Raw genomic sequence first — 13447 nt, forward strand, 5'->3', positions numbered from 1 at the left:
GCCCGCAAGCGCAAAGCGGCGACTACACCTGCCCGATGCACCCCGAGGTGCACGAGGCCGGGCCCGGGAGCTGCCCCGAGTGCGGCATGGCCCTCGAGCGCTCCGAGCCAGCCCGCGCGGCGTCGCGCACCGAGTGGACGTGTCCGATGCATCCCGAAATCGTGCGCGACGAGCCGGGGAGCTGCCCCAAGTGCGGCATGGCCCTGGAGCCGCGGACGGTGACCGTCGAAGAAGGCGAGAGCGAAGAGCTCCGTGACATGAAGCGTCGGCTCTGGGTCGCCGCAGCGCTGACCGTGCCGCTGGTCGTCGTGTCGATGGGAGACATGCTGCCGGGCTCTCCCGTCTCGGCGCTGCTGTCGGAGCAGGTGCGCGTGCTGACGGAGCTTGCCCTGGCGACTCCGGTGGTCCTGTATTGTGGCTGGCCCTTCTTCGTGCGGGCAGCTCGCTCGCTCCGCACCATGAACCTCAACATGTTCACGCTGATCGGGCTCGGCGTGAGCGTGGCGTACGTATACTCGCTCATCGCCGCGCTGTTCCCGGGCCTGTTCCCGGCGAGCTTCCGCGACGAATCCGGCCAGGTGGGGGTCTATTTCGAAGCGGCCGCGTTCATCGTGGCGCTGATCCTGATCGGACAGGTGCTCGAGCTCAAGGCGCGCAGTCAGACCAGCCAGGCCATCCAGAAGCTGCTCGGCATGCAAGCCAAGACGGCTCGGCGCATCGGGGACGACGGAAGCGAGGACGACGTGCCCCTGGAGTCCGTCCAGGTCGGCGACCGGCTGCGGGTCCGCCCCGGGGAAAAGATCCCCGTGGACGGCGTGGTGCTCGAAGGCAAGAGCTCCGTCGACGAGTCGATGGTCAGCGGCGAGCCCATCCCCGCCGAGAAGAACGAGGGGGACCGCGTGGTGGGCTCGACCGTCAACGGCACCGGTTCGCTGGTAATGCGCGCCGAAAAGGTCGGCGCCGACACGCTGCTGGCGCGCATCGTGACCATGGTGGCCGAGGCGCAACGCAGCCGTGCCCCCATCCAGAAGCTCGCCGACGTCGTGGCCGGCTACTTCGTGCCGGCGGTGGTGCTGATCGCCGTCGTCACGTTCGTGGTGTGGGCGGTCGTCGGGCCCGATCCGCGCATGACCCACGCCATCATCAACGCGGTGGCCGTGCTGATCATCGCCTGCCCTTGCGCATTGGGGCTGGCCACGCCGATGTCGATCATGGTGGCCACCGGCAAGGGTGCGTCGATCGGCGTCTTGTTCAAGAATGCCGAAGCCATCGAGGTGATGCGCCAGGTGGACACGCTCGTGGTCGACAAGACTGGCACCCTGACCGAAGGCAAGCCGAAGCTGGTGAGCGTGGTCGCCGGGGAAAACGTCCAAGAAACGGAGCTGCTCCGCCTGGCGGCAAGTCTCGAGCGCGGCAGCGAGCACCCGCTGGCCGCGGCTATCGTGCAGGGCGCCGAGGCCCGCGGCGTTCAGCTCGGCGCATCTTCGGACTTCGAATCGATCACCGGCCAGGGCGTCCGGGGTCGGGTCAGCGAGCGCGACGTCGCCCTCGGCAATCAGGCGCTGATGGACAGCTTGGGTATCGATGCGTCGGGGCTGGCCGAGCGCGCCGAGGAGCTGCGCGGCGACGGCCAAACGGTGATGTTCGTGGCCCTCGATGGCCGGGCATCGGGGCTGCTCGGCGTAGCTGATCCCATCAAGGAAAGCACTCCCGACGCGATCCGCGCCCTGCACGGCGACGGGGTGCGGCTCGTGATGTTGACCGGTGACAACGAGACCACGGCGCAGGCGGTCGGCGGCAAGCTCGGCATCGACGAGATCATCGCCGGAGTCCTGCCGGACCAGAAAGCCGACGTGGTCAAGCGCCTACAGAGAGAAGGCCGCATCGTGGCCATGGCCGGGGATGGCGTGAACGACGCACCGGCCCTCGCTCAGGCGCAAGTCGGCATCGCCATGGGCACCGGAACCGACGTTGCGATGGAGAGCGCAGGGGTCACGCTGGTCAAGGGCGACCTCAATGGCATCGCCCGCGCCCGAACCCTCAGTCGCAAAACCATGGCGAACATCAAGCAGAACCTGTTCTTCGCCTTCGCCTACAACTCCGCCGGCATCCCCATCGCCGCCGGCGTGCTCTATCCGTTCTTTGGCGTGTTGTTGAGCCCGGTCATCGCCGCTGCCGCCATGAGCTTCAGCTCCGTGTCGGTGATCAGCAACGCGCTCCGACTTCGCTCGACCGAGGTATGAGGCTGCAAGATGGAATACCTCATTGCAGCACTCGCGCTGGCCGTTGCGTGCGCCGTGTGGGTAGCGGCTCAGCAGATGAGCGGGCAGCGCCCTCGGGCCTGCCGTGGTGACGGGTCGTGCGAGGCTCGCGGCCTGCGATCGTGTCGGGAAGGTGGCGGGCAGTGCGCTCTGGCGCATTCTGAGGATCCGTCGAGCGTCCCCGCCGAGCGGATCAATCGAAGGTAGTCGGCTCGCAAGAAGGCCGTCGCCAGGCCGGAATGCCGACATCGTGAACAGCGACCCGTGTTCGCAGGCGACCACGCTGGGCTCGGCGCGCTGAGTCGCGCGTCGGTTCGCAATATTGTGAACGAACGTCGGACAATTCTCCGAACGCGGCGCGCCGCGTGATGCATCGCTGGCGCATGTTCCTGGGAAAGCCGTCCAGGTCCTGTGGCGTGGTCCTTGCAGCGCTGCTTCGCATGAACAAGCTCCTCGGCCTGCTGGCGCTCCTCACTTCCGCATCCTTGGCGCCCTCCGCAAGTGGCGCACCCCCCTCCCGAAGCGTTTCCGTCAGCGTGGACGCCAACGGCTTCCACCCATCGCGAGTAACGGCGAAGACGGGCGAGAAGCTGACGCTCGTCTTCGTTCGCAAGAGCGACGAGACCTGCGTCAAGAAGGTTGCGTTCCCCGATCTCGGGATCACGGAGGCCCTTCCGCTCCGACGCGCGGTGCGGATTTCGATCCCGACAGAAGCAGCCCGCACGCTGGGGTTCCAGTGTGGAATGGGGATGTACAAGAGCTCGGTCGTCGTCCAATGACACGCTTGCCATTGTTCCGCTTCGGCGCCATCCTGCTCCTCGCGACGGCGTGCAGCGGCCTGACCGAACCGGACCCGGAGCCGATCGAGCCGGCACCGACGGTTTTGAGGCTCCGTCCCCATTCACGCATGCCATCGGCGCCGGCACTGCAGAGCGACTCCGGCGCTGCAGCTTGCTGCGGCGCTGCGACTTGCAAGCAGGTTGCCGGCGGATGCGGTTGCCGCGGTAACCCAGCCAACCAGCCTGGAGGCTGCGGGAGCTGAATTCGCACACCAACTGGAAAGGAGACCATCAAATGCACTTGAGCCAATACCCCCTGGTGGCGGCGCTTGCGCTCGCGGGCTGCGCCAGCCAGCCGCCGGGCACTCGCCCCGACGACATGAGCGCCTTCGATCACCACCGCGCGGCAACGATGCATCGCCAGCGGGCTGCGGAGCTCCAAGCTCGCTTCGATCCTTCAGCTTGGAGAACGAAGGTGTCAGGATCCCACAGTACGGATTTCGACGACAGCGGGCGGCGGTACAACCCTACCAGCAAGTTCCTGGACGAATCCAAGGAGGAACGTTCTATCGCTCGCAAACACGAAGCGGCGGCGCACGTCTTGGAGCAGTCCGAGAATCGGCAATGCGGCCCGATACCAGCCGACGACCGGAGAAGCTGTCCGCTGATGCACGGCGTGGTGCGGGAGCAGGACGTGCCCGGCGGCGCGAAGCTCATGCTCGCGCCGGAGATGTCGGCCAGCGCGCTGGCCGCACACATGCGCTGTCATCACTCGTTCGGGAGAGCGCACGCCTTCGAAGGCATGCTCGGTTGCCCCCTGTACCTGAAGGACGTCGACATCGACGTCAGTGAGGGCGGGCACTTTGTCACGATCACAAGTGACGATCCGGCGACAGTGCAACAGATCCGCACGCGCACGCACGTGCCGTCCGGGGCCCTCACTCACTCCGACGCGCCGCGCTCGAACGACCGGCCCGCGGCAATCAGGGAGTAATCCGACGTGTCCAAGGAGCTTCGCCTCCCCAAACCCGAGCAGCTTGCCGCCATTCCGTCGCGCGCCCCGTGGCCCCGGCTTGGTGCAGCGGTGCTGCTCGCCCTGGTCGCGCTATTGGCGATCGCCTGCATGACCAGTCCCATGGAAGACGGCAATGAACAAATGCGCCGAGCGCTCGTCAGCGCCGGGGGCGAGATCTCGCAACACGCCGAAGCTTGCGCTAGGACGGCAACTCTGCCCGGGGTCACGGATGAGCTTCAGCGCCACGAGCAAGCGATGGACGGGATCCTCGATCGCGCAGACGCTGCGATGGGCGAGATGCACGGCATGCACTGCTCGGGAAATCAACTGGACTCCATGATGAGCACGCTTGCCAACATGCGGACCACGATGGACGACCACGCGGCACGTCTATCCCACGCAACGGACGTGACCGACGCACAGAAGGAGTGCGCCCGCTACCGCGACGACATGCTCGGCCTGTGCGATTCTGCGCGGGACGACAACGAGATGGTGAGCTGCATGTAGCTTGGAGTAGCGGGACGAGTTTCTCAGCGTGCCTCGGTTGCGGCATCCTTGGGAGGCGATCCGCCCATCTGACGCCCGGCGTCTCGAGCCACGAGGAACACACCGAGCAGGATGGCCGCGACGCCGGCCCACTGCGGAGCCGACAGCCGCTCGCCGAGCATCAATCCCGCGACCACCACGATGATGGCGAAGCCGCCGGTGACCATGATCGGATAGGCCGTGCTGATCGGCAGCTTCTGCAACGCGAAACCGTAGAACACCACGTTCGCGGCGAAACACGCGACGCCGAGGAGCACGACCCAATGTCGGAGCAAGAGCTTGAGCAACCCGACGAAGCCGTTGTCCATGATTCCCGCGCCGGCCAGCTCGAGCTCCACGCCGCGCATGCCGAACTTGATCATGAGGTTTGCCGCAGCGTTCAGCAGTAGCGCTATCGCGAGTGCAATGCCGTACTTGGCCATGGGGGCGCGCACCATACAGCGTTTTTCGGCGACCGGTAACACGCCGACGCGTGGCGCGGCCCAGCGCGGCCTCAGAAGTGCGCCGTGACCGTGCCCAGCAGCGTGGTGCGCTTCGCGAAGTGGCTCTCCCACTCCGTCAGCGGGCCCACGCCGTCGAAACGCGTGGTGTCCACGAAGGTCCAGGACGCGCGGACGCCCAGGGACAGGTGGTACAAGAAGCGGAACTGCGGCCCGATGCCGAACTCCGCATACGGCAGCGACGTCTTCTCGCTCTCGGCGCCGCCGGCCCACTCGGCGCGAGCCGAGAGCATGGTGCTGCCGATCACGCCGTCCGCCATGATCCGGAAGGGGCCCACCACGGGAACGTACAGGCGAAGCCCGACGCCCAGGTCCGTGGTGGACAGCGTGTTGTCGTACGCCACCGTGGTCACGCCGCCGCCGGCCAGCGTCGATTGCGTGTGGCGCAGGGAGCCGATCAGATAGAGTCGCGGCGGGACGCCGGGGATCTTCCCGCCCACGCCCAAGAGCCCCCCGACGCTGGAGCTGCCGGCGCCCGAGAGCGTGGCGCCGAGGGTCAGCTCACCGATGAAGAACGTGCCTCGGCGGCGACGCCGCTCGGCGGCGTCTTCCTCGCGCTCGGCGTCGTCGGAGGTCGCTGCCTCTACGTCGACGTTGGAGCCGGGCTCCACGTAGTAGCCGTCGTCCCGGCTGCCCGTGGCGGGCGCGGCGCTGTCCACCGATCCGGCCCAGGCGGGCCCCGCGAGGGAGGTCACGAGCGCGACGGCGAGGAGGGACGTGCGAGACATCGCCCCCCGCCTTCGCAAGTGCCGTGCCCGAGGACGAAGCCGGAGAAAAGCCGTCATTGTCGGCGCTTTCCGCAGGAGTGTGCGCCGGGCGCACAGCCGAGCCCGGACGCCGGCGTGACCCGCCGTTCACCCCGCCGCGGCGGGCGGCGCGAGGTTCCGCGCCGCCCCGACATCAGCAGCCGAGCTCAGAAGGCGAGCTTGGCGGTCTGGCCGACGTTCAGGCCGCTCTGGGCGGGCGTGCCGATGAGGGTGCTCTCGCGCACCAGCAAGATGCCACCGGAGTGGTGATCCACCGGGTAGTAGAAGCCGGTGATCTGCTTGATGGTCTTGCCCTGATCGTCGAGCACCTTGATGGTGCGCTTGTCGCCGAAGGGCGAGGTGTCCATGTCGTACTCGTGGCCCCAGGTGATGGCGCCGGTCTCGTCGATGAGGGCGGAGCGGAACTTGCCGGGGGCGCGATCCGGATCGAGGGCGATGAAGTCTGCCGTGGAGTTCACGTAGGTGATGCGCGAAAACAGCTTGTTGTAGTTGTAGTCGCTGATCCACACCGGATCGCAGTAGCCCATCATGTCCTTGTACTTGACGGGATCGAGCAAGCCTTTGGCGACGATGTCGTAGCCGTAGCTGCCGATGATGCCACCGCTGTAGGGGAACGGGCCGGCGTCTCCCGTTTGGCAGGGAGCGTGGGGCAAACCATGAGCGTGACCCACCTCGTGTGCCATGGTGTCGGGGCTGCCCGGGGTGTTGCCGCTGGGGAAGAAACCGAGACCCACGGAGCCGCGGGAGAACACGTCGTTGGCGCTCGCCTGCGGGCTGAGGCCGGCGATGCACGCGCCGCCGCAGAACTGAGCGAAGGTCGCCGTGGGCGTGAGCACGCCGTAGTAGTAGGTGTCCTTCTTCGGGTTGTCCTGCTGGCGCACGGACAGGAGCTTGTCGAGGATGTTGTTCCAACCGGAGGTGCTGGTGGGCGCCACGCTGCCGGAGAAGCTGACCGGCGAGCGCACCGTCATGTTCACCGTGTCGACCGGGTACAGGCGGAACATGCGATCCTTGTAGGCGTTGACCCGCGCGGCGCTGGTGTCCGGCGTGTAGCCGTTCACCACCAGCGGGACCAGCACGACGTCCAGCGCGCCGCCCGCGCTCTGCGCGCCGAACAGGCTGGTGCCGGAGGCAGGGAAGCGCGCGCCATCCGTGGAGCCCGTGGCCGCCACGCCCGGATTGCCGGCTTCGTAGATGCTCACGGAGTACGCCTGATTCGGCGTCATCTGCTCCGCCGGTATGTCGAAGTTGAAGGCGCTCTGCCAGTTCGTCTCGCTGCTGGGGCCGGACACGAACTTCGAGATCTCCTGGGCCGGGGCGCCCGCCAGCTCGAGGCGCGCCACCACGTCCCGCGGGACCCAACCCGAGTCCGGTGTCACGAAGATGCGCACCAACGCCGGACGACCCGCGACCACCGGCGCGTTCTTCTGCCCGACCTCGCCGCCGTTCTGCATGATCGGGATCTTCACGCCCTGGTACACGCTCACCTCGGTGATGCGCATGCCCTTGGCGAGCTCCCCGGTGCTGGTGCCACCGCCGGTGTTGCCCGTGTTGCCGGTGCCACCGGTGTTGCCGACGTTACCGGTACCGCCGGTGTTGCCGGTGTTGCCGAAGCCCCCGGTGTTGCCGGTGTTGCCGCTGCCGCCGGTGCCGGGGATGGGCAGGCCGCAGGCGGGATAGCACTGCTGCAAGTCGCCGGTGGAGCAGGCGCACTTGGAGTAGCAGTCGGAGCACGCTTGGCAGTCCGGTGCCGCGGTGCATCCCGGTGTGTTGAGGTTTCCACCCGAGCCCGCGTTGCCGCCGTTGGTACCGCTGGAGCTGCACCCGACCGTGAGTGCACACCCCGCCGTGATCGCCAAGATCAGTGAGAACAAGCGCCGCATTGAAAATCGCCTCCGCCTAGCTGTCGTGCATTCTGGATCCCGGACGGCGATCCGTCAGCCTTTCGTACACCCTCACGCGAAAAAAGGCGCTTCGAAGTTGGAACTTTGCGATGCCCCTGCAAGCCGATTTTCATTGGGGTGTCGGGGCGGCGCGAGCCCCGTCACTCGAGGCCGGCGCGTCGATCCTCCGCGTCCCAGTACGCCGCGTAGCCGAGGCCCGGTCGGCGGCCCGCCACGGCGCGGTCGAGCCAGCGCGCGTCGAGGGCGCGGGCCTCGGCGAAGAAGCGCTCGGACAGCGCGCGCCGCTCTTCGACCGGGGCGGCTTCCATCTCCGCGGCGGCGGCCACGACGCGAGCGTCGAACGCGTCCCGCTCGCCGGCGATGAGCTCGACGAAGCGCGGCAAGTCGCTGAGCGCGCGGCGGTGCACGCGCTCGTGCTGCCACCACAGGGAGTCCGCGTCGTAGTCGTCCCCCGGCGCGGGGCCGAGGTCCGGCGCGGCGTCGAGCCACAGCGGCTTGAACACGCTGGTGCACGGCGCTGCAGTGCCCGTCGCGAAGTGCGTGCTCCGCTCTTCGGCGAGATGGCTCACCAGAGACGCCGTGGTCTGCGCGGCGCGGCGGTTCGGCAACCACGACGCGTGGGCACACACCGTACCCGCGACGCCGCGACTCGCGCGCCGTGGATCGTCGGGGCTGCCGTGCTGACGCAGGGCCGCCATCATCGTCTGCGGCGTGATCTCCCCTGCCCGTCCTCGCAGGTAGGCCTCGCTGCAGCCCCGGCGGCCGCGGGCGGCCGCGGCGCGGGTGATCCACGGATCGGCGAAGGTGCGCGCGAAGTCCACGCGGCCGCGCCCCGGCTCGAGACCGGCATCCCGCGCCCGCGCCGCGAGGCCGTCTGCGGCGCGATCCCACTCGTCGCGAATCGTCAGGCCATTGGAGATCGCGCGCACGCCGCGCACGCGCGCGGCGACCCACGCGCGCCCCGCGGTCTCCAGCACCCAGGCGTCGTCGGGGTCGGCGATCAAGAAGCTGTTGTCGTAGCGAAAGCGCTTGTCGCGATGTCCCGCCGGGCCGCCCTGCCCGTGCTCCTCGAGCAGCGCCGTGAGCACGCCGACCGCGCCTTCAGCGGACGCCGACCGCTCCAGCGTGAGGCGCAAGAGGTCCATACCCAGCAGGCCCACGCGCTCCGGACGCACGCGGGTGAACACCGCCTCGTTGCCGATCACCACGCCGGCGTCATTGGCGCCCATCTCTGCGCCCCACATCCAGTGCGGCCGCGACAGCAGCACCCGACGCGGGGGCTCGCTCTCGGGCACCTCGATGTACGTGGCGGTCAGCGAGCCTCGGGGCACCCGCGGTGGCACCACTTCCAAGAGCTGTGCCTCACTCGCTTCCCGATCGCTGTTCTTCGCGAACAGCACGCGACCATCGGCGGTGACCTCTCCGGTGGCTACCAGCGTATCGCACATGCCGCGTCTCCGTTCTTGACAAAACCGATGCAGGAATTAGAACCCCAGGCGTGAAGCTCTCGAACAAGGGGCGCTATGCCGTGCGGGCGCTGTTCGATATCGCGTTCTACAACGACGGCAAACCCACCCAGGTCAAGGACATCGCCGAGCGGGAGGGCATCCCGCCGCGGTTTCTGGAGCAGATCTTCCAGGATCTCAAGCGCGCCGGCATCGTGGGCTCGAAGCGCGGTCCCCAAGGCGGCTACAGCCTGGCCCGGCGGGCTACGGAGATTCGCCTGGGAGACGTGGTGCGGGCGCTCGAAGGTCCCATCCTCCTCGGCGAGCGGGCGGATACCACCTCCGCCAAGAAAGCGCGCGCCGGAGCCGACGCACGCAAGGTGACGGAGACGGTGTTTCGTGATCTTTCGGCCCGCATCGAAGCATGCTTCGATGCCGTGACGATCGCCGACATCTGCGCTCGGGCGGACGAGCTCGGCGTGCGGCGCGCGAAGACCCAGCGCTACGTCTACGTGATCTAGATGACGTCCCTCCCGTCGTTGCCCGACCATCCCGCTGTCTACGGCAGTGTGCTGGAGCTGATCGCCGACACACCCTTGGTGGAGATCCGCCGTCTGGAGCCGGAGCCCACCCGGGGGCGCGTCTTCGGCAAGCTGGAGTCCCAGAACCCCGGCGGCTCGGTGAAGGATCGCATCTGTCTCGCGATGATCGAGCGCGCCGAGCGCGAGGGCAAGCTCGGCCCCGGCGGCGTCGTGGTGGAGCCCACCAGCGGCAACACCGGCATCGGCCTGGCGCTGGTGTGCGCGCGCCGAGGCTATCGCTGCATCCTCACCATGCCCGAGAGCATGAGCTTGGAGCGGCGGCAGTTGCTCAGCTCCTTCGGCGCCGAGGTCGTGCTGACGCCGGAATCGGGGCAGATGGAAGGCGCCATCCAGCGCGCGCGGGAGATCGTCGCGGCCACCGCCGGCGCGTTCATGCCGCAACAGTTCGACAACCCCGAGAACCCCGAGGTCCACACGCGGACGACGGCGCAGGAGATCTTCCACGCCATGGCCGGAGAGAGCCTGGACGCGTTCGTGGCGGCGGTGGGCACCGGAGGCACCGTGAGCGGCGTCGGGCGCGCGCTGCGGCAGCGCGCCCCGGGCTGCCGCATCATCGCCGTGGAGCCCGAGGCCTGCGCCACCATCACCCGCGGCGAGCGCGGCCCCACCAAGATCCAAGGGCTGGCGGCGGGCTTCGTGCCCAAGAACTTCGACGCGACGGCGCCTCACGAGGTGCGCACCGTGACCGACGACCGCGCTTGGCAGGTCAAGCGCGCGCTATCCACGCAGGAGGGCTTGCTGGTGGGCATCAGCGCGGGGGCGAACGTCGGTGTCGCGCTGGACGTGGCGCGCGAGCTCGGCCCCGGCAAGAACGTCGTCACCATCCTGTGCGACACCGGCGAACGCTATTTCAGCCTCGATGAGTACTTCGCAGACTGACTCCGTGCTCGCCGGCAAGTCCGTGCTGGTGGTGGGCGTCGGGGGCCTCGGGTGCCCTGCAGCCCTGGCCCTGGTGCGCTCCGGTCTGGGCCGGCTGCTGCTCGCGGACGACGACGAGGTGGAGCTCTCCAACCTGCATCGACAGATCTTGTTCCGGGACGAGCAGCTCGGGCGCGACAAGCTCGACGCAGCGCGGGAGAGCCTGGAAGCGCTGGGCGATGGCCGCACGCAGATCGAGCTCGTCCGCGAGCGGCTACTGCCGGACAACGCGCTGTCGTTCGTGGAGCGCGCCGACGTGATCGTGGAAGGCGCGGACAACTTCGCCACCAAATTCCTGGCGGCAGACGCCGCTCATCTGGCCCGACGCCCCGTGGTCCACGGCGCCGGGGTGCGCTGGACGGCGACGGCCTGGTGCGTCGCCCCCGAGGGCGCCCCCTGCTACCGCTGCCTGTTCGAGGACGTTCCCACCGGCGCCGCGGTGCCCAACTGCGCCGAGGCCGGTGTGATGGGTCCCGTGGTGGGGGTGTGCGGTGCCCTGATGGCGGACCTCGCCCTTCGACTGCTGGCGGGCGAAACCCCCTTTGGAACCATCCACACCTTCGACGGCAAGACCGACCGCTTGCGCTCGGTCGCTGTCGCGGCGCGGGGGGACTGCCCATTGTGCGGGTCCAGCCCCAAGATTTTCGACATCATCGAGTCCCGCTACATCCAAGGCATCTGTGCGGCATAAGGAGACGATCATGGCAGTCACGGTTCGCATTCCCACTCCCCTGCGTACGCTCACCGGCGGCGAAGAAGCCGTGACGGTGGACGGTGCGACGGTCCGCGACGTCATCGAGGACATGGAGAAGAAGCACCCCGGGATGCGGGAGCGCCTGCTCGACGACAAGGGCGTGCGGCGCTTCGTGAACATCTACGTCGGTGACGAGGACATTCGCTTCCTCGACGGCCTCGATACCAAGATGGAAGACGGCACGGAGATCAGCATCGTGCCTGCCATCGCCGGCGGCTGATGCCGATGGACGAACGCACCACGCGGCAGCGACGACTGGCGGAGGTCGGAGACGCGGGTCAGGCCCGCATCTCCGCCGCACGCTTCTCGGTCCCGGCGGGAAGCGCCGGCTGGGTGGCGGCGGAGTACTTGCGTCGAGCCGGCGCGGAGGTGGAGTCCGGCGAGGAGCGCAACGCGTTCGTCCATGCGAGCGCGTTCCGCTTCGACGCCTGCCGCGACGTCGCCGAGGGAGCATTCCTGGCGCTGGGCAAGCTGCGCGCGACGCTGAGGGTACCCTGATGGACCGTCTCGTTCGCTCCCGGCGCTTGGCCTCGGTGCTCGACGCCGTGGGCAACACGCCGCTCTTGCGCTTGGAGAAGGTCGCCCAGAGCGCACCCAGCGTGGAGGTGTACGTCAAGCTCGAGTTCGCGAACCCCGGCGGCTCCGTGAAGGATCGCCCGGCGCTGAACATCATGAAGGACGCCATCGCGGATGGGCGCCTGGCCGGCGGCAGGGTGCTGATCGACGCGACCAGCGGCAACACCGGAGTGGCCTACGCCATGGTGGGCGCCGCCCTCGGCATCGAGGTGGAGCTGGTGATGCCCAAGAACGTCACCAAGGCGCGCAAGGACATCACTCAGGCCTACGGCGCGAAGCTCGTGTACAGCGATCCGATGGAAGGTTCCGACGGCGCCATTCGCCTGGTGCGGAAGATGGTGGCAGAAGACCCCGAGCGCTACTTCTACGCGGATCAGTACTCGAACCCGTCCAACCCCGGCGCCCACGAGAAGACCACCGGCGAAGAGATCTTGGACGCCCTGGGAGATCGCATCACGCACTTCGTTGCCGGGCTCGGCACCAGCGGCACCATGATGGGTACCACCCGGCGGCTTCATCGTCACACGCGCAAGATCACCTGCGTGGAGATGCAACCCGCGGAAGCGCTGCACGGACTCGAGGGGCTGAAGCACATGGAGTCGAGCATCGTGCCGAACATCTACGACTCCGGTGTGCCGGACGAGCGCATCACCGTGGACACGGAGGACGGCTGGGACATGGCCGACCGGGTGGCGGCGGAAGAGGGGCTGCACGTCGGGCATTCCAGCGGCGCGAATATCTTCGCCGCGGTGAAGATCGCCGAGCGCCTGCATCGAGAGCAGGGCGGCGGTTGCGTGGTGACCATCGCCTGCGACCGTGGGGATCGCTACTTCGCCCCCATGAAATGGGAACGGAGGTACCGGTGGTGAGCGAGCCGGCTTGGGTGCGCGGAGGCATCCGAATTCCCAGGTCCGTGTTGGACGAGATCGAGCGGGCCGGCCGCGCGGCGTACCAGCGGGACGAAGAGGCCTGTGGCTACCTGGTCGGACCGGACGCCGACCCGCTGCTCGCGGACCGGGCGGTGGAGCTGGAGAACTTGGCAAACAAGTACCACCGGGTGGATCCCGAAGGCCATCCACGCACCGGCCGGGAGTACTTCAAGATCAACTCCTTGGTCTTCGAGCGAGCAATCCGCGAAGGCGCCGAGGGCGGCCGTCCGGTGAAGGTGTTCTTTCACTCCCACCTCGACTGCGGCGCGTACTTCAGCGCCGAAGACGCCGCCAGCATGACCATGGGGGGCGCCGGCGGCCCGAGCTACGCCCTCAGCTATCTCGTCACCGCGGTGGACGCCGGCGAGGTCACGGCCCACAAGCTCTTCATTTGGGACGACGCGAAGCGGGAGTTCGTGGAGGCCCCGCTCTCGGTGATCGAAGGCTGAAG

At 68.2% G+C, this 13447-nt stretch carries 15 protein-coding genes; 11 read left to right on the forward strand and 4 right to left on the reverse strand.

From position 1 onward, the window contains the following. The first annotated feature begins 35 nt into the window (after positions 1-35). The 4 genes from H6717_29075 to H6717_29090 all read left to right on the forward strand — a co-directional run bounded on the left by H6717_29075 (position 36) and on the right by H6717_29090 (position 4562). Positions 36-2243 (forward strand): heavy metal translocating P-type ATPase, encoded by a 2208-nt coding sequence (locus tag H6717_29075; protein ID MCB9581116.1) that lies wholly within the window; start codon positions 36-38, stop codon positions 2241-2243. Between the two features lie 383 nt (positions 2244-2626). Then, positions 2627-3040 (forward strand): cupredoxin domain-containing protein, encoded by a 414-nt coding sequence (locus H6717_29080; protein MCB9581117.1) that lies wholly within the window; start codon positions 2627-2629, stop codon positions 3038-3040. A gap of 295 nt (positions 3041-3335) precedes the next feature. After that, positions 3336-4034 carry a hypothetical protein gene (locus H6717_29085; GenBank protein MCB9581118.1) on the forward strand — a complete coding sequence of 233 codons (699 nt, stop codon included), beginning with the start codon at positions 3336-3338 and terminating at the stop codon, positions 4032-4034. A 6-nt stretch (positions 4035-4040) separates the two neighbouring features. Further along, positions 4041-4562: a hypothetical protein gene (locus tag H6717_29090; protein MCB9581119.1), complete on the forward strand. Its 522-nt coding sequence runs from the start codon at positions 4041-4043 to the stop codon at positions 4560-4562. A gap of 23 nt (positions 4563-4585) precedes the next feature. Here the strand turns inward: H6717_29090 and H6717_29095 are convergent, their stop codons facing one another. From H6717_29095 to H6717_29110, 4 genes are all read right to left on the reverse strand, one after another. Next, positions 4586-5038, reverse strand: a complete 453-nt coding sequence (locus H6717_29095) for an EamA family transporter (GenBank protein ID MCB9581120.1) — start codon at positions 5036-5038, stop codon at positions 4586-4588. A 56-nt stretch (positions 5039-5094) separates the two neighbouring features. Further along, complete coding sequence (locus H6717_29100; GenBank protein ID MCB9581121.1) at positions 5095-5829, reverse strand: hypothetical protein; 735 nt, start codon at positions 5827-5829, stop codon at positions 5095-5097. A gap of 185 nt (positions 5830-6014) precedes the next feature. Next, positions 6015-7751 carry a hypothetical protein gene (locus tag H6717_29105; GenBank protein ID MCB9581122.1) on the reverse strand — a complete coding sequence of 579 codons (1737 nt, stop codon included), beginning with the start codon at positions 7749-7751 and terminating at the stop codon, positions 6015-6017. Positions 7752-7912: 161 nt separating this feature from the next. After that, the gene (locus tag H6717_29110; GenBank protein ID MCB9581123.1) at positions 7913-9220 is read right to left on the reverse strand and encodes a C69 family dipeptidase; all 1308 of its coding nucleotides are present in this window, start codon (positions 9218-9220) and stop codon (positions 7913-7915) included. Positions 9221-9270: 50 nt separating this feature from the next. Between H6717_29110 and H6717_29115 the strand changes: the two genes are divergently transcribed. The 7 genes from H6717_29115 to H6717_29145 are packed head-to-tail and all read left to right on the forward strand — an operon-like array spanning position 9271 to position 13445. After that, on the forward strand, positions 9271-9738 hold the full coding sequence (locus H6717_29115) for an Rrf2 family transcriptional regulator (GenBank protein MCB9581124.1): 468 nt from the start codon (positions 9271-9273) through the stop codon (positions 9736-9738). Further along, positions 9739-10698, forward strand: coding sequence for a cysteine synthase A (gene cysK / locus H6717_29120; GenBank protein MCB9581125.1), 960 nt, complete (start codon positions 9739-9741; stop codon positions 10696-10698). Further along, complete coding sequence (locus H6717_29125; protein MCB9581126.1) at positions 10679-11428, forward strand: HesA/MoeB/ThiF family protein; 750 nt, start codon at positions 10679-10681, stop codon at positions 11426-11428. The genes cysK and H6717_29125 overlap by 20 nt, the downstream gene beginning before the upstream one ends. Before the next feature lie 10 nt (positions 11429-11438). Beyond that, a complete protein-coding gene (locus H6717_29130) occupies positions 11439-11711 on the forward strand; it encodes a MoaD/ThiS family protein (GenBank protein ID MCB9581127.1) in 273 nt (90 codons plus the stop codon). Beyond that, entirely contained in the window at positions 11711-11989 is a 279-nt protein-coding gene (locus H6717_29135) for a hypothetical protein (protein MCB9581128.1), read from the forward strand. Before H6717_29130 ends, H6717_29135 begins: the two co-directional genes overlap by 1 nt. Further along, positions 11989-12936, forward strand: coding sequence for a pyridoxal-phosphate dependent enzyme (locus tag H6717_29140; GenBank protein ID MCB9581129.1), 948 nt, complete (start codon positions 11989-11991; stop codon positions 12934-12936). Before H6717_29135 ends, H6717_29140 begins: the two co-directional genes overlap by 1 nt. Continuing rightward, positions 12912-13445 carry a Mov34/MPN/PAD-1 family protein gene (locus tag H6717_29145; GenBank protein ID MCB9581130.1) on the forward strand — a complete coding sequence of 178 codons (534 nt, stop codon included), beginning with the start codon at positions 12912-12914 and terminating at the stop codon, positions 13443-13445. The genes H6717_29140 and H6717_29145 overlap by 25 nt, the downstream gene beginning before the upstream one ends. Positions 13446-13447 lie beyond the last annotated feature (2 nt).

The sequence above is a fragment of the Polyangiaceae bacterium genome, from assembly GCA_020633235.1.
Taxonomy (GTDB): Bacteria; Myxococcota_A; Polyangia; order Polyangiales; family Polyangiaceae; genus JACKEA01.

Excerpts from the sequence above, each read along its gene's own strand:
- H6717_29145 (MCB9581130.1), top strand. The coding sequence starts at position 12,912 with ATGGGAACGGAGGTACCGGTGGTGAGCGAGCCGGCTTGGGTGCGCGGA.
- H6717_29140 (MCB9581129.1), top strand. The coding sequence starts at position 11,989 with ATGGACCGTCTCGTTCGCTCCCGGCGCTTGGCCTCGGTGCTCGACGCC.
- H6717_29100 (MCB9581121.1), bottom strand. The coding sequence starts at position 5,829 with ATGTCTCGCACGTCCCTCCTCGCCGTCGCGCTCGTGACCTCCCTCGCG.
- cysK (MCB9581125.1), top strand. The coding sequence starts at position 9,739 with ATGACGTCCCTCCCGTCGTTGCCCGACCATCCCGCTGTCTACGGCAGT.
- H6717_29125 (MCB9581126.1), top strand. The coding sequence starts at position 10,679 with ATGAGTACTTCGCAGACTGACTCCGTGCTCGCCGGCAAGTCCGTGCTG.
- H6717_29075 (MCB9581116.1), top strand. The coding sequence starts at position 36 with ATGCACCCCGAGGTGCACGAGGCCGGGCCCGGGAGCTGCCCCGAGTGC.
- H6717_29130 (MCB9581127.1), top strand. The coding sequence starts at position 11,439 with ATGGCAGTCACGGTTCGCATTCCCACTCCCCTGCGTACGCTCACCGGC.
- H6717_29085 (MCB9581118.1), top strand. The coding sequence starts at position 3,336 with ATGCACTTGAGCCAATACCCCCTGGTGGCGGCGCTTGCGCTCGCGGGC.
- H6717_29135 (MCB9581128.1), top strand. The coding sequence starts at position 11,711 with ATGCCGATGGACGAACGCACCACGCGGCAGCGACGACTGGCGGAGGTC.
- H6717_29095 (MCB9581120.1), bottom strand. The coding sequence starts at position 5,038 with ATGGTGCGCGCCCCCATGGCCAAGTACGGCATTGCACTCGCGATAGCG.
- H6717_29105 (MCB9581122.1), bottom strand. The coding sequence starts at position 7,751 with ATGCGGCGCTTGTTCTCACTGATCTTGGCGATCACGGCGGGGTGTGCA.
- H6717_29110 (MCB9581123.1), bottom strand. The coding sequence starts at position 9,220 with ATGTGCGATACGCTGGTAGCCACCGGAGAGGTCACCGCCGATGGTCGC.